At 44.5% G+C, this 23,177-nt stretch carries 15 protein-coding genes; 10 read left to right on the forward strand and 5 right to left on the reverse strand.

The genetic code is table 11. The annotated features are described in order from the left end of the window. Positions 1-52: 52 nt before the first annotated feature. The gene (locus tag MKY95_RS14545) at positions 53-1,819 is read right to left on the reverse strand and encodes an ABC transporter substrate-binding protein (protein ID WP_339199346.1); all 1,767 of its coding nucleotides are present in this window, start codon (positions 1,817-1,819) and stop codon (positions 53-55) included. A 329-nt stretch (positions 1,820-2,148) separates the two neighbouring features. Here MKY95_RS14545 and MKY95_RS14550 point away from each other — a divergent pair, with 329 nt between their 5' ends. From MKY95_RS14550 to MKY95_RS14560, 3 genes are all read left to right on the forward strand, one after another. After that, positions 2,149-3,384, forward strand: coding sequence for an MFS transporter (locus MKY95_RS14550; RefSeq protein WP_076249462.1), 1,236 nt, complete (start codon positions 2,149-2,151; stop codon positions 3,382-3,384). A 603-nt stretch (positions 3,385-3,987) separates the two neighbouring features. Further along, the gene (locus MKY95_RS14555; RefSeq protein WP_339199349.1) at positions 3,988-5,733 is read left to right on the forward strand and encodes an ABC transporter ATP-binding protein; all 1,746 of its coding nucleotides are present in this window, start codon (positions 3,988-3,990) and stop codon (positions 5,731-5,733) included. Next, positions 5,730-7,499 (forward strand): ABC transporter ATP-binding protein, encoded by a 1,770-nt coding sequence (locus tag MKY95_RS14560; protein ID WP_282321579.1) that lies wholly within the window; start codon positions 5,730-5,732, stop codon positions 7,497-7,499. The genes MKY95_RS14555 and MKY95_RS14560 overlap by 4 nt, the downstream gene beginning before the upstream one ends. A 116-nt stretch (positions 7,500-7,615) precedes the next feature. Here the strand turns inward: MKY95_RS14560 and cyoE are convergent, their stop codons facing one another. Then, positions 7,616-8,545 (reverse strand): heme o synthase, encoded by a 930-nt coding sequence (gene cyoE, locus MKY95_RS14565; protein ID WP_339199353.1) that lies wholly within the window; start codon positions 8,543-8,545, stop codon positions 7,616-7,618. A 463-nt stretch (positions 8,546-9,008) separates the two neighbouring features. Between cyoE and MKY95_RS14570 the strand changes: the two genes are divergently transcribed. The 5 genes from MKY95_RS14570 to MKY95_RS14590 all read left to right on the forward strand — a co-directional run bounded on the left by MKY95_RS14570 (position 9,009) and on the right by MKY95_RS14590 (position 16,840). Beyond that, the gene (locus MKY95_RS14570; protein ID WP_339199970.1) at positions 9,009-9,929 is read left to right on the forward strand and encodes an NAD(P)/FAD-dependent oxidoreductase; all 921 of its coding nucleotides are present in this window, start codon (positions 9,009-9,011) and stop codon (positions 9,927-9,929) included. Between the two features lie 298 nt (positions 9,930-10,227). Beyond that, on the forward strand, positions 10,228-13,482 hold the full coding sequence (locus MKY95_RS14575) for a cytochrome P450 (protein ID WP_339199355.1): 3,255 nt from the start codon (positions 10,228-10,230) through the stop codon (positions 13,480-13,482). Positions 13,483-13,744: 262 nt separating this feature from the next. Next, on the forward strand, positions 13,745-14,332 hold the full coding sequence (locus MKY95_RS14580) for a TetR/AcrR family transcriptional regulator (RefSeq protein ID WP_076249458.1): 588 nt from the start codon (positions 13,745-13,747) through the stop codon (positions 14,330-14,332). A 68-nt stretch (positions 14,333-14,400) separates the two neighbouring features. Then, entirely contained in the window at positions 14,401-15,882 is a 1,482-nt protein-coding gene (locus tag MKY95_RS14585; RefSeq protein WP_047844296.1) for a DHA2 family efflux MFS transporter permease subunit, read from the forward strand. A 310-nt stretch (positions 15,883-16,192) separates the two neighbouring features. Continuing rightward, positions 16,193-16,840 (forward strand): hypothetical protein, encoded by a 648-nt coding sequence (locus MKY95_RS14590; RefSeq protein WP_339199359.1) that lies wholly within the window; start codon positions 16,193-16,195, stop codon positions 16,838-16,840. A gap of 87 nt (positions 16,841-16,927) precedes the next feature. On the opposite strand, the gene MKY95_RS14595 is transcribed toward MKY95_RS14590, so the two are convergent. Beyond that, complete coding sequence (locus MKY95_RS14595; protein ID WP_339199362.1) at positions 16,928-17,905, reverse strand: alpha/beta hydrolase; 978 nt, start codon at positions 17,903-17,905, stop codon at positions 16,928-16,930. A 199-nt stretch (positions 17,906-18,104) separates the two neighbouring features. Between MKY95_RS14595 and MKY95_RS14600 the strand changes: the two genes are divergently transcribed. Continuing rightward, positions 18,105-19,082 carry an MBL fold metallo-hydrolase gene (locus MKY95_RS14600; protein ID WP_339199365.1) on the forward strand — a complete coding sequence of 326 codons (978 nt, stop codon included), beginning with the start codon at positions 18,105-18,107 and terminating at the stop codon, positions 19,080-19,082. 53 nt (positions 19,083-19,135) lie between these two features. Here the strand turns inward: MKY95_RS14600 and MKY95_RS14605 are convergent, their stop codons facing one another. Beyond that, on the reverse strand, positions 19,136-19,717 hold the full coding sequence (locus tag MKY95_RS14605) for a LysE family transporter (RefSeq protein ID WP_339199369.1): 582 nt from the start codon (positions 19,715-19,717) through the stop codon (positions 19,136-19,138). Positions 19,718-19,847: 130 nt separating this feature from the next. Here MKY95_RS14605 and MKY95_RS14610 point away from each other — a divergent pair, with 130 nt between their 5' ends. After that, positions 19,848-20,402 (forward strand): XRE family transcriptional regulator, encoded by a 555-nt coding sequence (locus MKY95_RS14610; RefSeq protein ID WP_339199372.1) that lies wholly within the window; start codon positions 19,848-19,850, stop codon positions 20,400-20,402. 137 nt (positions 20,403-20,539) lie between these two features. Here MKY95_RS14610 and MKY95_RS14615 read toward each other — a convergent pair whose 3' ends face one another. Then, positions 20,540-22,957, reverse strand: a complete 2,418-nt coding sequence (locus tag MKY95_RS14615) for a family 43 glycosylhydrolase (protein WP_339199375.1) — start codon at positions 22,955-22,957, stop codon at positions 20,540-20,542. Positions 22,958-23,177: the final 220 nt, after the last annotated feature.

Raw genomic sequence — 23,177 nt, forward strand, 5'->3', positions numbered from 1 at the left:
AAAGCTGCTAGCTTATCATAAATAGGCTAGCAGCTTTTTTATGCACAAATCTCTAAGGGTTTTTGATCCACAATTTGGAGATGTCCAGATAACCGAATTCTGCGATCTGCATGCCGAAGATGCTCTGATCCAGTTCAGCCTGCTTGTTCATGTGACAGCCATGCAAGATCCAGCAGTGATCACGTAGCAAGGCTTCAGCTTCATCCAGGAGCGCAGTACGTTCTGCCCGATGAAGCGTTGCAAAATGATCCAGTTTGTCATCCAATTGAGACTGGAATGCAGGAGACATACACATATGAAAATGGTTGGACAGGTTTTTGAAAAAATGAATCATGCCGTACTGCCAATCTTCCTCCAGTATCTCTTCAGCGAGGATCAATTGCGCGTTCATGGTCTCCTCTGAGTTGAAGTAATCCACAACGGCCTGCATGCTGATGTTCAGACCAATGTACGCTGCACGACGTTGGAACCACTCCGCAACGTCTGCATCCTTATTATGCTTATACGATAATGTTACCGTCTCACCCTGGTACCCACAGTTATGCAGTAAATCACGAGCATGTTCAAGAGAAGCAACGGTCCAGTCTTGGGCTGCACTTCTCCAAGGAAGGAAGCTGCTGGCCGGTGTGATCCGATTCCCACCGAGATCTCGGACAAGCGCGACCGAATCATAGACGATACGCAGGGCTTGGCGAAATAGGGGATGTTGATGGATGCCTTCCTTGTGAAAATTGAACAGCATATACTGACAACCCAGCGCCGGATAATTGATACTGTTGGTCTGATCACAGCCTGTTGCGAGACTCAATCGATCTGTACCCGGTAGCTCATAATAGCGATCATTCGGACTCAGGTCAGGCACAAACCAGAAATGGACTTGATCCAGATGTGGCCGGATGCCGTAGTACGCATCAAAAGCGGTAAGCTCCAGCACATCTGCATTCAGCTCAGAGATCTGAAAAGGACCGGTACCTATCAATGTATTGGCTACATTGTAATCGTAGGGCAGGATTGTCATCCGAATACAACTGAACAGATGCAAGAAAAACCGATTAGGACGATGTAGAACAAACTTGATGCAGTAATGCCCAGCTACTTCCGCTCGTTCAATATCCCGATACAACCAGATGGACGGACTATGCACATCAATCAATCGTTGCAACGTCGCTTGCACATCCCGGGACGTCATGATACGTCCGTTGTGGAAACGTACACCTTTGCGAAGATAGAAGGTCCATAAGCGATGGTCCTCGCTACACTCCCACATGTGCGCCAGTGCTGGCAGGAATGACTCCGTCTTGGCGTCATAAGTGATCAATGTATTACAGACCTGGCTTAATAGGTAGATTTCAAATGCAGTATAAACAAAGGCTGGGTCCAAATCACCTAACTGGCGTGACCTCATGATGCGCAGGATATCCTGACCAGAGGCAGTTTCATCGTGGCCGTGAAATCCCATCTGTTGATGAAGGGAGAGCATGAGCTGTTCTCGCAATGTATCATCCATCTGAACGGTTCCGATGAGTTCAATGGCATCTTTCATTTTGCCTTTACCCAAAAGTTCGGTAAAACTCGCTTCCAACGCTTCATTCATGCTACGCAGCATTGTTAACTCCGAATGATGTCCACGACCACGCCCAGGCTGCCAATGGATAAAGCCTTGTTCCTCCAATTTTCTGAGAATGAATTTCACATTACGAGGGGTGCAGCACAAGGCAGCGGACAGGCTATCAATCGTTACCGCTACAGGTTCATGAAGTTTGAATGAAAGTTGTTCAGCGCCGGCGAGCCTTATAAAGTGTGTATGTAGGGTATCCATGGTCATGACTCCTTTATTAAAGGTGAAAAGTGTGATCATATGTTTACACTTTTCTTTCCCCCTTTTATCCTTACAATTATACATTAGAAGATGTAGTTCAAAAAGTCCGCTTTTGATTACGAAAGATGCCTAAAGACATCATCAGCATCGAATATGGAATTCAGCCGAAATGTCCGTTGCTCACGTAGTTTTCCCTACGCTCCGCGACTCCATTTCTAGCTTAATCCCATCTTCTCGGTACTGAAAACCGAACTTTTTGAACACGAATTAGTAGAGGTTGTTCAAAAAGTTCGCTTTTGAAGCACTTAGAAAGAATAGGAGAAGTTCGCATGAAGCAATATTTAAGACAAATTCACCCCTTGGCATGGACGATCATTATCGGAACCATGTTTGGACGTCTTGTGACGTCCATGAGTATCCCGTTTCTATCCATCTATCTGACACGTGTGTTAGATGCTACACCGACCCAGACCGGTGTTACTGTGGCTGTTAGCTCGCTGGCAGGTGTCATGGTCAGTTTTTATGGAGGTTATATTTCTGACCGGATCGGGCGCAAAATTGTGATGTTAATCTCGGTATTTAGCTGGGCAGGTGTGTTTTTTATTTTTTCAGCAGCAGAGCATCTATGGGTGTTTTTTGTTGCCAATACGTTAAACGGATTATGCCGCGCAGTATTTGAGCCCACCTCCAGAGCGCTGTTATCGGATATTACTTCTCCAGAGAACAAATTGCTGGTGTTCAACCTCAGATATGCTGCAATTAATCTCGGTGTAGTCTTTGGGCCAATTATCGGATTTCAGCTGGGATCATCTGAATCGACGTTTCCGTTTGTGATTTCCGGCTTGGTATACATAGCCTATGGACTTGTATTATTTCTGCAATTCAAGCTACAGCATGCCAATCTGCCAGAGCGTCACCAGGCAACCGCACCACGTTTGCGTGAAGCACTCATGACCACCGGTCGCGATCGTGTATTTCTGCCAGTATTAATCGGTACCACATTTTGTGTTCTGGGTTACGGGCACTTTAGTTCTACGTTGGCACAGTACTTGGCGAGGAGCCCGATCTTTGAAAATGGAAGTCAGATGTTCTCGTACATGCTATCCCTGAATGCCGTGACGGTACTGATTATTCAGTATCCTCTTGTGAGAACCTTCCGAAACTTCCCACCGCTTGTTCCTCTGATTGTGGGTAACTTGCTGGTGGCAACCAGTCTGATGATGGTTGGAATCGCTGAAGGTGTGCTCATGATGATGATGAGTGTCATACTATTTACCATTGGGGAAGTGTTGTTGTTCACCATGATGGATATGCTCATTGACCGGATTGCGAAGCCGGAATGGAAAGGGACGTATTTCGGTACCATCGGATTCAATAATATCGGTAGTGTCATTGCTCCTGTCATGGGCGGGGTGTTATTAAGTCAATTTGGAGCGGAGAATGGTTTCGCTGTTTTTCTACCGATTGCACTGACGACTGCCCTGGGAGTACCTTTTCTTCTGATAGCACACAGACGTCTTGTTGTTAGAGAAAAACAAACAGAGCCTACATCATTAAGTATGTAGCGAGAATTGAAAAGTTTAATGGCATGAATTAAATAACAATTCAGTTAAAATTATCTTGACGGATGTTAGTCCAGCGAATACAATAAACAACAAATATGTGAAACGGGTGGGATGATGATTATGTTTATGCCTATACAGATTTCGAATCGATAACTGAATACGCATGAGCATAGTGACATTAATCCAATTTTTTTGCAATGATCGCGTTGGGACAGTCATGTTTGTGCACCTCTGTCGTGGACGCTCATCATTATTGCGATGCAGAGGAGATAGTTGAAATGCTTTGCATTTCATTCGATCTCTTTTGGCTACAAGCTGTAGATGAACATTAGTTCATCTATGGCTTTTTTGCATGCATTCCACCCGATTTGTTCACATGGAAAGGAGCGTTTGGAGCGTTATTTTATAAAAAACTAACTTGTTAAAAAGGAGAATGTACAATGGTCAACATGCGTTCTACATATCAATTATGGGCGGGAAATCCCGATTTTAATGTCATTATGTATGACTCATCCTAGTGATCGCAAATTTGCTGTCGTTAAGATCATCAACAAATATGAATAGCCAAGAACAATTAAATAAACCGATAAAGAGGTGGGACCTGTGCCCAAAACAGAGAAAATCTCCATGTCATGGCTGCTGCGTTATCTAAAACCCGTTAAAGGACGGCTGGCCTTACTTTTGATCATGTTGCTCACATCAACGGGGCTTCAGCTTCTAAATCCACAGATTATCAAACGATTTATTGATACAGCAGCAAGTGGGGGAGTCCTCACCAATCTTGTTCAGCTTGCAGGAATATTTCTGGTTGTTGCCGTGTTTAATCAACTCATCACAGTAGCGGTCAGTTATTTGGGGAATGACGTGGCCTGGCGGGCTACGAATCAACTGCGCGGAGATCTGCTGAAGCACTGCCTGCGTCTTGATATGCGTTTTCATAATGAGAAAACACCTGGAGAGATGATAGAACGTGTGGATGGTGACGTAACGAGTATCTCCAATTTTTTCGCAATGTTTATTGTGCAAGTGATCGGGAGTTTTGTACTGCTGGCCGGAATTCTCGGATTCATGTTCAGCGTTAATGTACCCATTGCTTTGGTCATGACCGTGTTCACATTATTATCGATCCTGTTCATGGTCTTCATCCGAAATTTGGGCGTGGACTCTTCCAAAAATGAACGGGCTGCAAGTGCCTCTCTGTTCGGATTAATTGAAGAACGTATTGCCGGAATTGAAGATGTGCAAGCAAATGGTCATGTGCCCTATGTGATGAACCGCTTTTACCGCACGATGCGCACGGTATTCCGTAAGGGGAGAAAAGCCTGGCTGCTACGGGTTATTCCGTGGAATACCACAGTAGTCCTGTTCGCTCTGGCGGTCACTGCGGTGCTTTTGCTGGGTGTGCATTATTATATGGAAGGTCTAATTAGTATCGGAACATTATTTCTGATCTATCAATATACGCAGATGCTGAATGATCCGATTGAGATGCTTGGAGATCAGGTGCAGGAGTTTCAAAAAGCAAAATCAGGCATGCTGCGCTCCAGAGAGCTGTTGTCCATGCAAAGTGTGATTGAAGAAGGCACAGAGGAGCAATTGCCGGAAGGACCTCTTGGTCTGGAATTCAGCCAGGTGCACTTCAGTTATAACCAGGATAAACCGGTATTGCACGACATTACTTTTGCTATTAAGCCTGGTGAACGTCTGGGAATCATCGGTCGCACAGGGAGCGGCAAATCGAGTCTTAGTCGTGTTCTTCTCCGGCTGTATAATCTGGATCGGGGTACGATTCGTGTAGGTGGAACGGATATCACAAAGCTTTCGTTACAAGCACTCTATCGCCGGGTGGGTATGGTGACACAGGATGTACAGCTGTTTGATGGCACGCTGCGTGACAATCTGACCCTGTTCAATGGGGATGTATCGGATCAGATGATCAAGGAGACAACGGATCGCCTTGGACTTAGCCAATGGATTAATTCACAACCAGAAGGACTTAATACGTATCTGGCTGCAGGTGGAGCTTCATTGTCGGCAGGGGAAGCGCAGTTATTTGCCCTAACCCGCGTATTCCTGACCGAACCGAGTCTGGTTATTCTGGATGAGCCGTCGTCACGTCTGGATGCCGCGACCGAAGGTATGCTGCAATCTGCAATTGATCAGTTAATGAAACGATCCACCGGAGTCATCATTGCTCACCGACTGGCTACACTGGAGAAAGTGGACCGGATTATGGTGCTAGGTGATGGGAAGGTACTGGAGTTTGGAGCGAGAGAAGAACTTGCCAGTAACCCGGCATCTCACTATGCCAGACTGCTCATTACAGGCCGAGAGGAGGAATTGGCATGACTGTAGCAGGATTTATAGGCCGTTTGTTTCGATTCAGGCCTTTGTTGTTTATAATCAACGGATTGTTATGGTGTATATTTCATTCCTTGCCGTTAGCTATTGGTATTGGGATGCAGTGGTTTTTTGATCGCACAACAGCGGGTTCTAATGACTACATGTGGCTTGCTGTGCCGCTTATCTTTATTGCTTTGGTCCGAATGGCACGGGTGGGCACATTTTTTGTAGCCTTCTATGCATGGGTTACGTATCTGTATCATGTTCAGGCGATTTTGCGAACCAACATGCTCGCAGCAATCATGCGCTGGCCTGGGCGTAATCTTCCGGCTTCACCAGGGGAGGCGATGAGTCGCTTTCGGGATGATGTCGATGAAGTCGTCGAGTATGTAGAATCATGGGTGGACTTCTGGGGACGGCTCGTATTTGCTGTTGTGTCCATCGTCATTATGGCGAACATTAATTGGCAGATCACATTGGTTGCCGTGCTGCCATTGGTGGTCGTTACCTTACTTAACAACCTGTCCGGAAATCGGGCTCGGAAATATGCACAGGTTAATCGAGAATCGACTGGGCGAATTACCAGTTTTATTGCGGAAACGTTTGGAGCAGTGCAAGCCCTGAAACTGGGTCAGGCCGAAGAGAATGTCTCTTCACGTTTTAACCAGTTGAATGAAGATCGTCGCCAGGCTGCACTTCGAGACAATCTGTTCAAGCAGTGGATGAGATCAATGAATCAGCATGTTCTAAGTATCTGTACCGGATTGATTCTACTGATGTGTGCAGCTGAGATGAAAGCAGGGAACTTTACCGTAGGTGATTTTGCCTTATTCACCAGTTATCTGGCCAATATCGGATTTAGCATTTCACTGTTTGGTTATATGGTGTTTCAGCACAAAAGGCTCAAGGTATCCTATGATCGTATGCGTAAGCTATTCCGCCCAGGGGAAGAAGACCAGATCATGGATTCGAGGGAAATCTATCTGTATGAAGATCCGCCGGAGCTTGTAAGTGAACAGAGGGACCCTAAGGAGAAGTTGCAATCTCTTGAGGTGAACAAGCTGACTTATCAATATCCGAATTCTGCAAATGGCATAGAAGAGATCAGTTTTCGTCTGAAACGCGGACAATTTCTTGTGATTACAGGACGGATCGGATCAGGTAAATCAACGCTTGTACGAACACTTCTTGGACTGTTACCCAAACAAAAAGGGGACATTCACTGGAATGGAGCGGCTGTTGATCCAGCCACATTCCTGATGCCGCCTAGAGCCGCGTATACCCCTCAAGTGCCAAGATTGTTCAGTGATACGTTGAAAGAAAATATCGTCCAGGGCAAACAGGGTAACACCGAGCAAGCCCTTGAAAAAGCCATTCGTCTGGCTGTGATGGAGAAGGATATCAAACATCTGGATCAGGGGCTTGAGACCCCGGTTGGTCCAAGAGGGGTGATGCTGTCAGGCGGGCAGATTCAGCGCGCGGCCACAGGACGCATGTTAATGACGGAGGCGGACCTGTTTATCTTTGATGACCTGTCCAGTGCACTGGATGTGGAGACAGAACAACAAGTATGGGAAGGGCTTTTCCAAGAGCCGGATGTCACCTGCATCGCAGTTTCTCACCGCAGGGCAGCACTTTCCAAAGCAGATCACATTATCGTGATGAAAGATGGACGCATTGAAGCCGAGGGAAGCTTGGCCGAATTGCTTGCCACCAATGAAGAGATGCAGTTACTGTGGCAAGGGGAGCAAACTCCCGCCAAAGTTGGATAGCTTGAAAATTTAGTAAAGATAATAAGAACACAAAAAAGCCTTACAGACTGTACTCTTTCAAGGAGTCGTCTGTAAGGCTTTTTATCGTTATAACGAGTGGAACGATGGTAATATTTTTATCTCATCATTTGAGCAATTAAGGAATACGCAATGATGACCAGGAAGATAATAGTGATATGGTTAATGGAGAAGATAAACATCCGTTTGGACCATTTCGCTGTTTCTTTCTTATCAAAGGTAGCCACACTAAGAATGAGCCAAGCCAAGCTAACCAGAAATGCCACAATAGCGACAAATGGACTCATCGGCCAGAATAAAAAGCTGGAGATCAGTAACAGTAATAGATACACATTTGTCTGAATGTATGTCCGTCTGATGCCTTTAACAACGGGTAGCATGGGAACACCAGCAGCTTTGTATTCGTCAAAACGCCGAATCGCAATCCCGTAGAAGTGAGGCATTTGCCATAAGAGCATCGTAACGACCAATGCCCAGATCTCGAAATGACCCAGTTCCGGTGAAATGGCTGCCCAACCGATGAGTGGAGGCACAGCACCCGAAAGACTTCCCACTTCCGTGTTGTAGATCGTTGTACGTTTGGTCCACATCGTGTAAGGGAACACGTATAGCAACAGACCCAAAATACCAAATACAGCAGCGGATGGGGAAGCGATGTACAACATGATGCCCCCGATGATGGTGATTGCAATACCGAGAATTAGACCCGACTTGGTATCTACGCGTCCCGTAACTGTAGGACGTTTCTTCGTACGTTCCATGATCGCATCAATATCACGATCATACAAGTTGTTAAATACCCCTGCAGCTCCAATAATGAGAGAAGATCCAATAAAGGAAAGGATGATTGGTACAATATTAGCTAAGATTGAAGCATCAAATACATATAAAGCCAAACTTAAACCCGCAAACATGGCGATCAGGTTGGACTTGATGATTCCGATTTTGATCGTATCGAAGAATACTTTCGGAATCGAGCTATACTCCAGGCTGATATTGGTCTGTGAACCATTGTTCAATGTTTTCAAGAACTCACTTCCTATATCTATACTTGTATATTATGTCGCTATTATACCATTCAATACACTATGTGATTTAATTAACGTTTTAGTATTTAAAATAATGTCATTTGATTGTGAACAATTTAAAAACAAGGTTGTTTTTAATTGTTAAATAATTATTTCTGTGTTACAGGAGAGAAATCAAAAATCCGAGTATAACAGTGATCCAAAGTTTGTTCTGTCATTGTAGTGTAAGTGTAAATAATCTTTTATTCAACTCACACAGGCTGGATTGAAGAACGTAGTTAAAGATATATGTTGCAAAATGGTTAGGTTTTGTTTATTGTAGATATAAGATATCTTTAATAGTCTTTTTTAAAATGTGTTCTTGTAAATCTCCGATATTACTTTCTTAAGAGAAAGCGGAGGTTATTTTTAAAACTTAATTAGAGATATTAAATATCTGGAAAGGGTGTATAGTATGAGTAATATGAATCAACTCTTGGATGTACTTATTATTGGTGGAGGACCAGCGGGGCTTAATGCAGCCCTAGTACTTGGCAGGGCCCGCAAGAACGTTGTGGTCATTGATGATGAGACACCGCGTAACTGGGTTACAAGGGAGACTCATGGGTTTGTGACAAGAGATGGGGCAAGTCCACGTGAATTCCGGAAAGCTGCCAAAGAACAGATTGCAGCGTATCCCACAGTTCAATTTGCTTCCGATACGGCAACAGCGATAACAGGTAGCGATGGTGATTTTGAAGTTAAGACTACTCAGGGGGCAAGTTATCGCACGAAAAAGATTTTGTTTGCAGTAGGTAAGAAAGATCTGCCTCTAGATATTAACGGATTAACAGAGGTTTACGGTAAAAGTGCGTTTGTGTGTCCATATTGTGATGGATGGGAGTTAAGAGACCAAGCGCTGGTCATCATCGTTAGTGGAGTTAACGCATTACATATGGCAAAAGTCATATCCGGCTGGACAGAACGTTATACGATCTGTACGAATGGATCAGATTCCTTAACCGATGAGCACCGTGAAGAGCTGAAGCAGCATCATGTTACTGTATTCGATGCACCGATTCAATCCATTAATTCTGAAGAAGGGATGGTACAGCAAGTTGTACTAAATGACGGTACAGGGATTCCTTGCACAGGAGTTTTCTTCCAACCGAAACTGTTTACCGGATCAGAACTGCCAAAGGCTATCGGTTGTGAAATTACAGAATCAGGAACGGTTATCGTTGATGCTTCAGGCAAAACATCTGTAGCGGGTGTATACAGTGCTGGTGATGCAGCATCCGAGATGTATCAGGCAATCACGGCTGCGTCTCTGGGAGCTTTGTCTGCGGTAAGCATTAATAATGAATTGAATTTCGAGAACTGGGATGGGCCAAGTCATCATTAGAATAAATTAAAAGTTTCATAGAATCATAGCGTCATTGCTTCATACAGTAGGGGATTGCATATGCAATCCTCTATTTGTTGTTATTCAACTTAAACATTGACCGGTTCAATTGAAAGTTATTCAGCCGGAAGAAAATTTGATATTAAATCAATTATGGTTTAATGTATTATCAAATGATACATAGTACTATCATTTATAAAATCATCAAAGGAGAGATCACTTATGAATGAAAGCAGAACAGCCATCATCTGGCTAACGAATACCTTGCTCCACGGCGTACAGTTAAGAGGTGATCATCATGAGTGATGCAACTTACATTCCACAACCCAAAATGTATGGACCACTTGGCAATCTGCCTTTGATAGATAAAGAGAAACCAACGCTGTCGCTAGGTGTTCTGGCTGAACAGCATGGACCGATATATCGACTTACCGTTCCCGGTTATTCCGGTTTAATCGTATCTGGACCAGATCTTGTCGCTGAGTTGTGCGATGTGTCCCGGTTTGACAAATATGTATACAATGAACTCGAAAATGTACGTTCCTTTGGCGGCGATGGTTTATTTACAAGCAGAACATCGGAGCCCAACTGGAAAAAAGCCCATAACATCCTGCTTCCCACTTTTAGCAAACAGGCCATGAAAGGTTATCATCCCATGATGGTGGATATTGCGGAACAATTGATCAACAAATGGGCACGCCTCAATTCCAACGATACGATTGATGTTGCGGACGATATGACACGCCTTACGTTGGATACCATTGGACTATGTGGATTCAATTATCGATTTAACAGTTTTTACAGACAGGACCACAGTCCTTTTATTGAAAGCATGGTTCGGGCATTAAATGAAGCTATGCAAAAGAGTTCACGTTTGAAAATTCAGAATCTGCTTATGGTGAAAACCAAACGACAGTTCCAGGAGGATATTCAGACGATGTTCTCTCTGGTAGATCAGATTATAGAGGAACGTAAAGCGAGTTCAGCACCCGAAGAGGTCGACTTGCTCGCACGTATGTTGAATGGCAAAGATCCGGAGACTGGCGAAATGCTGGATGATGAGAACATCCGTTATCAGATTATTACGTTTCTCATTGCCGGACATGAAACCACGAGTGGTTTGTTATCTTTTGCTCTTTACTTTCTACTGAATAATCCGGGATCGCTTCAAAAGGCGTATGACGAGGTGGATCAGATATTGGTCAGTGACTCACCACAGTACGAGGAAGTTCTTCAGCTTTCCTATATTCGCATGATTCTTAGTGAATCGCTTCGTCTCTGGCCAACAGCCCCGGGATTTGATGTATATGCCAAAGAAGACACCGTCATAGGTGGCAAATATCCCTTGAAGAAAGGGGAAAGTTGCAGTATTCTCCTGCCCCAGCTACACCGTGATAGAGAGGCATGGGGAGAGGATGCGGAGCTTTTCCGTCCGGAGCGATTTGAAGATACGGCGAAAGTGCCTCATCATGCGTATAAACCTTTTGGTAATGGGGAGAGAGCGTGTATAGGCATGCAGTTTGCTTTATATGAAGCAACACTTGTGCTTGGCATGGTCCTCAAACATTTTGAGCTGATCGATTATAGCAACTATGAGTTGGATGTTAAACAGACACTGACATTGAAGCCGGGAGACTTCCGGATCCAGGTGAAAGCGCGCGTGGCTTCGCAAACAAGGAATAAGTCGACCGTAACTGCGAAAGAGAAACCTGCTCCTGTTGTTCGTAAAAATATAGCAAGTGACAGCCAGAGGGGAGAAACCCTGGCCGTTGAAGCAGATGGTAAGCCTTCGCTCCTGGTGTTATATGGTTCCAATCTGGGAACGGCAGAAGGCATTGCCCGAGAGCTTGTGGAGAAAGGGCGTTCGTATGGAATCCCAAGTGAAGCAGCCACTCTGAATGAGTGGGTTGGCCGCATTCCCCGCCAAGGTGTCGTTCTCATCGTCACTGCTTCGTATAACGGTAAACCTCCGCAAAATGCTACGGCATTTGTAGAATGGTTGAAGGAAGTAGAGTCAGAGGAAGCAAAGGATGTAAACTATGCCGTTCTGGGCTGTGGAGATCGGAGTTGGTCCGGGACGTACCAGAGCATTCCTCGATGGATAGATGAGAAGCTTGAAGAATGGGGAGGTAAAAGACTGTTATCCCGTGGTGAAGCCGATGCCGGAGGTGATATGGAGAAACAAGTCGAGGCGTGGCAGCATATGTTGTGGCCACAGGTGTTGAGTGTCTTGGGGATTAGCGAGGAAGCAATCAAATCCTCCAAGCCAAGCGCCAGCAGACTTCAAATGGAGTTTGTACGTGAGAAAACGGATATGCCTCTTGCACGAACTTATGATGCCAGCTATGTCACGGTTGTAGTTAATAAAGAGCTTCAGGCGCTGGGAAGTGGAAGAAGCACACGTCACATCGAAGTTTTACTGCCTGAAGGCATGAGTTATAGAGAAGGCGACCATCTCGGCGTGTTGCCTAACAATCAGAAGCAGAATGTGGATCGGATACTCCGTCGGTTCGGACTACGTGGGGATACTTCGATCCAATTAACTTCGGACGTCAGCCATCTTACACACCTTCCACTGAACAGACCCGTCAAGATTCATGAGTTGCTCACTCATTGTTTGGAATTGCAGACACCAGTTTCCAGAACACAGTTGCAGGAGTTAGCTAATCATACGGTATGTCCACCTCATAAGCGTGAACTGGAAGGCATGTTGGACGAAAACAGCTACAGGGATGATATTCTTGCCAATCGTATCACCATGCTGGACCTGCTAGAAAAGTATGAGGCGTGTGAACTGCCATTCGAAAGGTTCCTTGAATTATTACCTCCGCTTAAGCCCAGATATTATTCAATATCCAGCTCGCCAAGCCTGAATTCCGAGCAAGCGAGTATAACCGTATCGGTAGTAAGAGAACCTGCATGGAGTGGTAAGGGCGAATATCTGGGAGTTGCTTCATCGTACCTCGCCGGTTGTCAATCCGGAGGAGATATTCTGATGTTTGTACGTACGCCGGAATCCGAATTTTGTTTGCCGAAAGAGGCTGACGTACCCATGATCATGGTGGGACCGGGGACGGGGGTCGCACCGTTCAGAGGTTTCCTTCAGGCGAGAGCGGTCATGAAACAGAGAGGTTTGCCACTGAGTGAGGCGCATCTGTTCTTTGGGTGCAGGAATGATTCAGATTTCATATATCGTCAAGAGCTTGAACAATACGAAAGGCAAGGGATTGTTAAGCTACACACTGCTTTTTCTCGTGCGGAGGGCGAGCCCAAAACGTATGTACAGCATCTAATGAAAGAGAATTCCGAACAGTTAATTCACATGCTGATAAACAAAGGAAAACTCTACGTATGCGGGGATGGAAGCCAGATGGCTCCTGCGGTAGAAGAGACTTTGCAACAAGCGTATCAGGAGGTGCAGGGAGCAACGGTGCAGCAAGCGAAGGACTGGCTCATTCAGATTCAGGCCGAAGGACGCTACGTGCAAGACGTGTGGGCAGGTAATAAACGAACAGGTGAAACTCCTAAAACTGTGAATGAGGAGGTACATTAAGACGGAGATGACTCCAATATCTACTAATATACAGTCCTTAATATACTCAAGCTAACAAACAGCCGCTTAATCTGGAGCTTTGTCTCCAAATTAGCGGCTGTTATCATGATCTGACCATGAGCCGTCGCTCGGTTCATTTTCTCACTCCTGAACTGTTAGCGTTTACATTAAAATTTGAAATAAAAATGATTGACAGTCCTTATCTGAACGAGTTTAATTATATAGACCGATTGTTATAATTATTTGAAGGAAGTGGCTTTCGTTGAGTGAAAAGTCTAATGCTAGAGAGTCTATTGTCAGCACAGCAGCGAGACTGTTTTTTTCACAAGGATATCATGCGACCGGTCTGAATCAGATCATCAAAGAGAGTAGTACGCCGAAAGGGTCGTTGTATCATTATTTCCCGCAAGGCAAGGAAGAGCTCGCGCACGAGTGTATTCAAAAAGCCAATGAACAAATCTTGCAGACATTTGAGAAAACATTTGCAGCCCACGACAATACGGGGGATGCCATTCAGAGATTTATTCATGATTTGGCTCATGAAACAGAAGCAGCCGGGTTTACCGGATTTCTGCCATTCAGCTTCTGGGCAGCTGTGGAGACATCGTGTATTAGTCAGCAGTTGCGTATTGCATGTCAGGGTGTATTTGCAGATTGGCAGGATGTCATTAAGAAACAACTGATTCTGGATGGCGTTGGTGAAGAGAAGGCGCGGGAGACGGCACTTCTGATCATTTCTTTGATGGAGGGAGCACTGATTATCAGCCTGACGAATCAGGATAAACAGCCTCTGCTGACGGCTGCTGAGTATTTGTCGGTTGTGACGAAGAACGCCAAACAGATTCAATAATTTATACCAAGAGACAGAGAAAAAGAAAGTTCGATACGTTTGAGGAGGATGGGATCGTGGAGGTTTCCATGAAGGCTGATTCTGCACAGAATCAACAAGAAACAAAGCAATACAAGGTATTTCCGATTTTGTTCGCGATGCTACTGAGCGGCTTTATTGGTCTGTTTGGAGAAACGGCATTAAACGTGGCATTGACGCCACTTATGGCTCTACTGGAAGTAGGTCCTACAACGATTCAATGGTTAACTACAGGTTACTTGCTTGTGTTGGGAATCCTGGTACCGGTATCCGGTATGCTGTTGCAGTGGTTTACCACTAGACAGTTGTTTACAACATCTTTGATTTTCTCGATTGCAGGAACATTTGTTGCTGCACTTGCACCTAGCTTCGAAATTCTGTTGGTGGCACGGGTACTGCAGGCGATAGGTACAGCGCTATTGTTGCCACTGATGTTTAACACCATATTGGTTATTTTCCCGATTGAAAAACGTGGTGCTGCCATGGGATTGATTGGTTTGGTTATTATGTTTGCACCAGCAAGCGGTCCGAGTATCTCCGGTCTGATTCTGGCTAATCTGAGCTGGCATTGGATCTTCTGGATCTCCTTGCCGTTCTTCATTATCTCACTGGTATGCGGCTTGTTGTTCTTGCCAAATATTTCGAAATTGACCAAGCCCAAAATTGACGTACTGTCCATTATCCTTTCTACCCTTGGTTTTGGTGGTATCGTATACGGCTTCAGTAGTGCAGGGGGACATGGAGAAACTGGTGGAGGCTGGACGAGTCCGGTCGTTGTTGCCACTCTCGTTATTGGTGTGTTGTCCTTGCTGTTATTCAGTATCCGTCAGTTGAGAATGAAACAGCCAATGATGGATTTGCGAGCGTTCAAATATCCGATGTTTACGATTGGCTTGATCCTGATATTCATCTGTATGATGATGATGCTGTCATCCATGCTGATCCTGCCAATGTATCTGCAACAAGGTATGGCCGTTACAGCGTTAACTGCCGGACTGGTTCTATTGCCGGGTAGTCTGCTGAATGGTTTACTGTCTCCGGTCATGGGCCGACTGTTTGACAAGTTTGGTCCGAAGTGGCTTGTGATTATTGGTCTGGCTGTCGTAACGGTTGTACTCTTCATGTACACTGGAATTACACCTACAACAACACTGGCCAAAATTATTACGCTGCATGTGTTCATGATGGTCGGAATCTCGATGATTATGATGCCTGCACAGACGAATGGTCTGAACCAATTGCCACGTGAGTATTATCCTCACGGTACTGCCATCATGAATACGTTGCAACAGGTATCCGGAGCGATCGGTACGGCTGTTGCGGTAAGTATACTGAGCGCAGGACAATCCCGCTTTTTGAGCGGAGTGGCGAACCCGGAAAGTCCAGAAAATCAACTGGCAGGTTTCACGTCAGGTGTACAGAATGCGTTTGTATTCGCATTAGTTCTGTCGATTATCGGTCTGATTACTTCACTCTTCGTGAAACGGGTCAAAGTAGGATCAACGCCAGGACAACAAGGTCCTATGCATTAATCCATTAACTAACAATAATAATTAGATATTGTATAAGAGCGATGTATCCTTAACTTTAGGGACGCATCGCTTTTTTGCGTACTTATTCTATCTTTTTTGGTGTTGACGTGAAACGGGTTACAGCCTTTAGAGTAAAAATGTAGCCGGAATACAGCGGTTTAAAGAATGAATTTCAGAGCAAATACTTCATGTTCCGGCAAAATTGTATATGTTCATACTAATATAAAAGGGTAATATAGAATGTAATAGTACAATTTTTAACCAATTCGAAAACGGTTTATATTTTATTTTTAATCAAGGAGACTTCATTATGATCATCATCAATCCCATTGGTAATAACATTGAACAGATGCTGTTGCACTACGAAAAAAACGGCCATCTCACTCTACAGGCATCGCTTATTAGTAATAGCTCGGTTGTATATAGATTGCAAGACTATTGTCTCAAGGTATATGCTTCACGGGCAAGATTGGATGGGGAGATGGAAAGTGAGGCACTTAGGGCATTGCAGAGTAATTCTTATGCACCTAAATTGTATGCGTATTCACCAGGGGAGTACACCCTGACAGAGTGGATTGAAGCACTCAAACTGAAAGAGTACCGTGTAACCTATGGACACATTCCTCCCAACTTGATATACGATATGTTTACGACGGAACTTCAGCAGATTCATGCTGGATATTGGGACTGGGATGTCATCCGTTATGAGAATCTGCTCTGGACCAAGACAGGTGATGTGAAAAGAACGAACTTTTGGTTGTGTGAGCCTGTAAACTCCAGACGTGAGAACTTATATAACCAGGTCATTCGAAGAATTGATAACATCTACAATGGCGATCGAACCGAAATGGAGGCGATGAAACAGTACTTTTATCGTCACCAGTTGACTTCATTAGAGATCGAACAAGCTTTCAGCGATTTCAGGTCCCAACGGCCAAGACTGGCGATAGCACAATAAATCACATAAAAGAAACCCCAAAGATATTAGAGAATCTTTGGGGTTTCTTTTATGATATAACATAGTCTTACTTTTGCAGAGTGTACGTTACTTCTTTACCAGGGCCAATATCTCATCCGCAACGATATCAGGGCGATATTGATGGATGTAATGATCGGTATCTTTAATGGTTACCTGTTTAGAATCATCTGACCAGGATTTGAACTCTACTTGGGATTTATCCCATTCGGGTTCACTTGCACCAAGGTAATCAGCCGTCAGTATGGTGAGTGGAAACGGTAAGGTTTGCTTGTGATTTACAACCACTTTGGCATTGGCAGCTATCTCACGTAATTCATCCAACGTGTTCACATTACCATAGTTTTGCAACAGCGCAGTTGTATCCAATTTTTTCAGATCATCGGGTACAAGTTTCAGTTCATTACGATTGGCATTAGAAGTTTCGACAACCATATCAGATTGCATGGAGAGGCGGAATAGTCCGGTTTGGATACGGAATTTATTCGCAAAACCACCAATTGTGTCTGCCAAAGAGTCATCGTCATTCGAATAATATTCGGGGCTTCCACCATCAATCATGACGATACCCTTGACGAGATCCGGGTATTTTTGTGCGAAACGAATGGTTTCCAGCGAGCCGAGTGAATGTCCAACTAATACATAAGGTGGCTTCTGTCCAGATACCTGCAACAACTCATGTAATTCTTCAGCTACGGTATCGACATCACGTTTTTTATCGGTCTGATCGCTATATCCATAACCAAATCGGTCATATACAGCGAATTTTGTGTTGGGAGCAAGCTTTTCATATAATGGATAATAATCTACATAGGGATTAGCGGTCCCCCAGCCAGAGGCGAGTACGACTGTTACATCGCCTTCTCCACCAGTATATAGATGCATATTGTCTCCATGGACTTCGTACAGCTTACCAGGGGGGACGAGTGTTTTGGCATCCTGCCTTAGACCCACTTGTTGGTAGATCACGCCAGTACCCAGAAGCAACAGAACTATCGCCAGGTCGAATATCAAAAACTTAACTAATCTTTTGCGCCATTTCTTCATGTTCTCTCACATACTCTCCATGTATTTTCTCTATCATATATGCCCAATCTTATAGGAGAGAAAACAGAGTCTTAATTCTATCTTAATTAGCCAAAAATTGAATATCAACAGCCAATGAATTAATATATAGCTACGATATGAATAGTTCTCTTCCAAATATTGAACCTAGATTGATTATATAGAACAGAAGGTATGTATAATGACAAAATACGAAAATCAGCTCCCGACATCGGCAGGCATGAACTTCAAGTCCCTGATCAGTATATTGAGAGATTCCATGCGAGGCAATGTAGAGCGGAGGCCATCTGGCACGATGCCTATGGAGATATGTGAACCTGCTGAAACCTTCAGTGCATCCGATAATCCACAGGTTACATGGTTCGGACATTCGGCTTTTTTACTCGAAATTGAAGGGCACAGATTGCTCTTTGATCCGATGCTGGGCAATCGTCCATCCCCCGTATCCTGGGTGGGTACCAAACGATACAGCACCAATCTACCGATTCAACCGGAAGATTTCCCAACACTGGATGCAATCATTATATCGCATGACCATTATGATCATCTGGATTATGACTCCATTCGCAGATTGAAGGATAAAACAAAGCGATTTATCGTGCCGCTTGGGGTACGTCGTCGACTGATTCAACTGGGTGTGCCTTCGGAACAGATTACCGAGCATAACTGGTGGGATGAGTTATCGTTCAAAGGTTTAACATTCGCTTGCACGCCAGCAAGACATTTCTCTGGCAGAGGATTATTCGACCGTAATTCTACCTTATGGTGTTCGTGGGTTATCGCTGGACAACATACGAAGGTGTTCTTTAGTGGGGATAGCGGATATGGTCCTCATTTTAAGGAGATTGGCAGTAAATATAGTCCATTTGACCTGACGTTGATGGAATGCGGGCAATATGACGAGCGTTGGTCCAATATTCATATGATGCCGGAAGAAACGGTGCAAGCGCATTTGGATGTAGGAGGTAAGTTGCTTATCCCGATTCATTGGGCCGCATTTACGCTGGCCTATCATGCCTGGAATGAACCGATTGAACGAATCACGAAGGCTGCACATGCTTTGAACGTTAAGATTGCAACTCCCAAAATCGGCGAGAAGGTTGTGCTTCATACGGAGCATTACCCTACACATCCATGGTGGAGACCGGAATTAGGATAAAAAAATAAAAGCGTTCAGCTCATCAAATGAGTGGACGCTTTTTCTATTGCATTTTACATCAGGATTGATAGTGCACTGTAAATTAACAACATACCCATGACGATATTAACAGGACGCTCGTATCTTAATAAAAAGCTCTGGAATAACATGCCACCGAACGCCCAGGTCATATTGGCACTAATCCCGATGAAGGTGAGCAGCAAGGAAAATACAATTAAATGAACATGGGACTGCCCAAGAGGCAGAACAAAAACGGATATGGCAGTAAGCCCATACAGAATGACTTTGGGATTAATGAATTGCAGAGTGAACCCAAATAGAAATGAATAATGATTGACCTTGTTTTCTTGCGCATCTGCAGGTTTACTTCGCATGATTTTGAGCGCCAGATAGAGCATGTACACACATCCTAACACGTTTAAGACGGGTGTGATCCGTGGAATATATTGATGAAGAATAAGGTTGAAATAACTGGACAGAAACATAATAAGCAGGCAGCCGGTTGCAACTCCACTAATAAACGGAAGGGTCTTGCGGAACCCCTGATTTCTGGCATGCGTCATGGAAATGATATTGTTGGGTCCGGGTGTAAATGAAGCGATGATTGCATAGGTCACTAAAGGTATAATGTTCATGGTTCCTCCACGTTTTTTTAGTTGTGTGATATAATGACCTTAAATGTACGCTATAGCGTACGATCTTTATTATTGTACAACATGTACGTTATATAGCACAATATAATTATAAAATGAGGAGGATGGATTTTTGAAAAACATCAATAGTATTCTTGCTCAGAACCTGAAACAGCTTAGGGAACAAAGAAAACTCAGTCTGGACAAGGTCGCCGAAATGTCTGGTATTAGCAAGACTATGCTTGGTCAGATTGAACGTGGTGAATCCAATCCATCCATTGCAACCGTATGGAAGATTGCTAATGGCCTGAAAACTTCCTTCACTGCTTTGATTCACGAGCCGAAGTCAGATACGACCGTTGTAACGGGCGATGATATTCAAGTATTGATGGAAGACGAGGGCAGGGTTCGAATATATCCGCATTTTCCTTTTGAAGAAGGACGCCGCTTTGAAATGTACATGATGGAGATGGATGTGGATTCTTCTTTAAGTGCTGAGCCGCACATCGAAGGTACGGAAGAATTTATTACGGTCTTTGAAGGGGAAGTTACGATTCGGGTAGGGACGGAAGAATATACCGTGAACCAAGGGGAGTCGATCCGTTTCCGAGCAGACAGGTCCCATGCCTATATTAATCCTGGAGCTTCGGCTATCAAGTTAAGCATGGTCATACATTATTCGAAGTGACAATAAAGCAGCCTGATGTAATGAACTGCAACTCCCTCGTTAGTCGTGTCGTGTCTCACAAAGGGTTCAGTTCAAAACATTGGCTGCTTTATAGGTTTGTTCGCTATGGAGTCCAACGCCTATGATAGGATTCTAATTTATGGCTTTTCTTTGGCCTGACGCTGGATTTCCTTGGCTGTTAATGCTTTATCATATACTTTTACATTATCCAAGCTGCCTTTGTAGAACGGATCAGACGCATAACGACTCTTGCCTACATAAGCTTCCGTTACCTGCAGATCTTTTGGGTTAAAAGTAATCTCAGAGTTGCTTGCAACTGATGTACCATTCACATACAGAGTACCCACATCACCCTGAAGGGTTACAGCGACATGAACCCACTCTTTGGAAGGCAGTGGATTTGCTGCAATCAGGCTCTGATCCCGTCCCTCATTATGAATGGTAAATTGTAATGCCCCATTATGTTGGGAGGGAGTAAGGAACATATGTCTAGTCAAGCCATTTCCAAAGTCGAAAATACGCTGCCAGGACCCGCCACCGTCCCAATTGACCCAGGCGCTAAACGTGAAATCCGTTGTATCTGTAATGAGTCCAGGTAACTGAATGTAACTGTCTGTCCCATTGAATGTAGCAGCCTGATTTTTGCCACTAGCAGCAGAACTGACCACGTTAAAGGCTTGTCCGTGATATTCGTTTTTGCTGTAATCCTGTGCGACTTTGCCAATTTTCTTGTGTTCAAAAGTATACTCCCCGAGCAATGGGCTTACCGCTTGCTGTGGAATGATAACGTTAAACGTTTTGGAGCTTACCGCAGTTCCTTTATGAATCGTTGCGGTTAATTTCACTTTGGCATCACCCTTACCAGCGCGTGGTCGCTGCACTACACCTGTAGAGGATAGAGCCGAAGTGTTGGAGCTTTTCCACGTAATGTCTGCATCACTTGTTCCCTTGGTAGGCAGAGACAGATTGAAGAACACGTGATCCGTATTGCTAATGCTCAGGTCCTTTTTCACCGCATCTACAATGTCCTGATCAGTCCGTTCAACACCTTGACTTCCCCAGATGGCAATCCCGGAAAAGGAGAGGGCGCTAAAGGTCAGAAGCGTACTTTGAGATTCCGAGTTCCATTCATGTGTGAAAACGCCTTTGTACACAACGTTATTCGAAGTGATCTGAACCTTGTTGTCTGCACCAAGACTCCATGTTCCTGTCACGGCACCATGAATCTGCCCATCTGCCGTGAACTGAACGGTCTGGGATGGCTTGATGTCCGCCGTGATGCCCTTACCATGATTCACCCATTGGTACTGACCAGCGATCTCCTGAGTTGTCAGTTGCGTGGTATCCTCTCCCAAAGCCGCATAGCGATATGGAGAAACAACGGGCCAACCATCTGCATTCATATGCATCTCATGCACGCGAACTTCGTGCTCTTCGCCACGCCCTGGAAAGCGGGTATGGAAGATGAGAAATTGTTTGCCAGTCTCCGGATCAACATAAGCAGAGTTATGCCCTGGCGATACATAGCCACTACCTAGGCCTGTGCCCGGATCACCGATCTGTCTCTCGAACAGGAAGTTCCCCATCAATTTGACTCCAAAAGGCTCAATAGAACGATCATCAAACAACGGTTTATCCTTGTCCGCTTTAACGTTGATCATATCGTTTCCTTCCGCATCGAGGAAAGGTCCATCCGGTGTTTGGGAGCGAGCAACACGAATGTTGTATCCTCCATCAGCACCTAGTCCACCGTAAGACAGGTACAGATAATAATAATCGGTTTCGGGACTGTAGAGCATATAAGGGGCTTCAATACGACTATGATTGCCTCCGGTCAGCTTTTTGCCATAACCTTGATTTGGCAGCGGTTTGCCTGTCGTTGCATCCATCTCCAGAATGAAAATCCCCCCGGAGTAGGAGCCATACACCATCCATAACTTGCCGTTTTTATCATAAAAGACATCCGGATCGACCACATTGGGATGAATCGTTGCATCGTAAATGGTACCATCCTCACTAATCTGATCCCACATGCCGGATTTCAACAGAATGCCTTGATCCTTATAAGGGCCTTCGATATTGTCTGCGACAGCAATGCCGAGCGCTGATCGCGGAGAGTCCCCTTTACAAGCATTGTAGTACATATAAAATTTGCCGTCCGCCAATTGAATGACATCTGCTGCCCATAACGTATCTGTCTGCGCCCATTCCAGCGCTTCAGCGAATTCCTTGGTTACATTGGGGACAACAGGGTTGTTATCTGTAACGCCGGAGGCGACCAGATCCCAGTTCAGAAAATCTTTGGACTTAGCCACTTGCAGATGTGAACCAAAAATATAAAACGTATCATCCACCTTAATGACAGAAGGGTCATGAACGGAAACATTTTTAAATGTTGGAGCAGTATTAGCGATAGGTGTGGTGGAACTCTGCGAGTTACCCACGGTTGCCCCTGAACCATTTGCGAACACCGAGACCGGTGCCAAAGTTGTTGCAGTAAGTAAAGTGGTGCTTAGTACAGAAATGTTAAGTACGCGAACCCAATAACGTTTCATACGTTTCCCCTTTCCTATTCCCCGGAATGAAAAATAAACCGATACTTGGCAACACACGATAAAAGGTTCGGCAGACCTCCTTTGAGTATTTCATTATATCAAGCGCTTTCATTTGTTATATTATCAATTGATTTATATGTTTGTAAACCATAAATGTAATGTTTATAAGAGTAAAATTAAATATAAATAAGAGACGGGAAGAGCCGATAAAGGTCATTAC

The sequence above is a fragment of the Paenibacillus sp. FSL P4-0176 genome (assembly GCF_037975265.1).
GTDB classification, from domain to species: Bacteria; Bacillota; Bacilli; order Paenibacillales; family Paenibacillaceae; genus Paenibacillus; species Paenibacillus amylolyticus.

Bases quoted from the DNA above. Each gene is read 5' to 3' on its own strand.
- MKY95_RS14585 (WP_047844296.1), top strand. From the start codon at position 14,401: ATGAAGGCTGATTCTGCACAGAATCAACAAGAAACAAAGCAATACAAG.
- MKY95_RS14590 (WP_339199359.1), top strand. From the start codon at position 16,193: ATGATCATCATCAATCCCATTGGTAATAACATTGAACAGATGCTGTTG.
- MKY95_RS14600 (WP_339199365.1), top strand. From the start codon at position 18,105: ATGACAAAATACGAAAATCAGCTCCCGACATCGGCAGGCATGAACTTC.
- MKY95_RS14550 (WP_076249462.1), top strand. From the start codon at position 2,149: ATGAAGCAATATTTAAGACAAATTCACCCCTTGGCATGGACGATCATT.
- MKY95_RS14615 (WP_339199375.1), bottom strand. From the start codon at position 22,957: ATGAAACGTTATTGGGTTCGCGTACTTAACATTTCTGTACTAAGCACC.
- MKY95_RS14545 (WP_339199346.1), bottom strand. From the start codon at position 1,819: ATGGATACCCTACATACACACTTTATAAGGCTCGCCGGCGCTGAACAA.
- MKY95_RS14560 (WP_282321579.1), top strand. From the start codon at position 5,730: ATGACTGTAGCAGGATTTATAGGCCGTTTGTTTCGATTCAGGCCTTTG.
- MKY95_RS14605 (WP_339199369.1), bottom strand. From the start codon at position 19,717: ATGAACATTATACCTTTAGTGACCTATGCAATCATCGCTTCATTTACA.
- MKY95_RS14595 (WP_339199362.1), bottom strand. From the start codon at position 17,905: ATGAAGAAATGGCGCAAAAGATTAGTTAAGTTTTTGATATTCGACCTG.
- MKY95_RS14575 (WP_339199355.1), top strand. From the start codon at position 10,228: ATGAGTGATGCAACTTACATTCCACAACCCAAAATGTATGGACCACTT.
- MKY95_RS14570 (WP_339199970.1), top strand. From the start codon at position 9,009: ATGAATCAACTCTTGGATGTACTTATTATTGGTGGAGGACCAGCGGGG.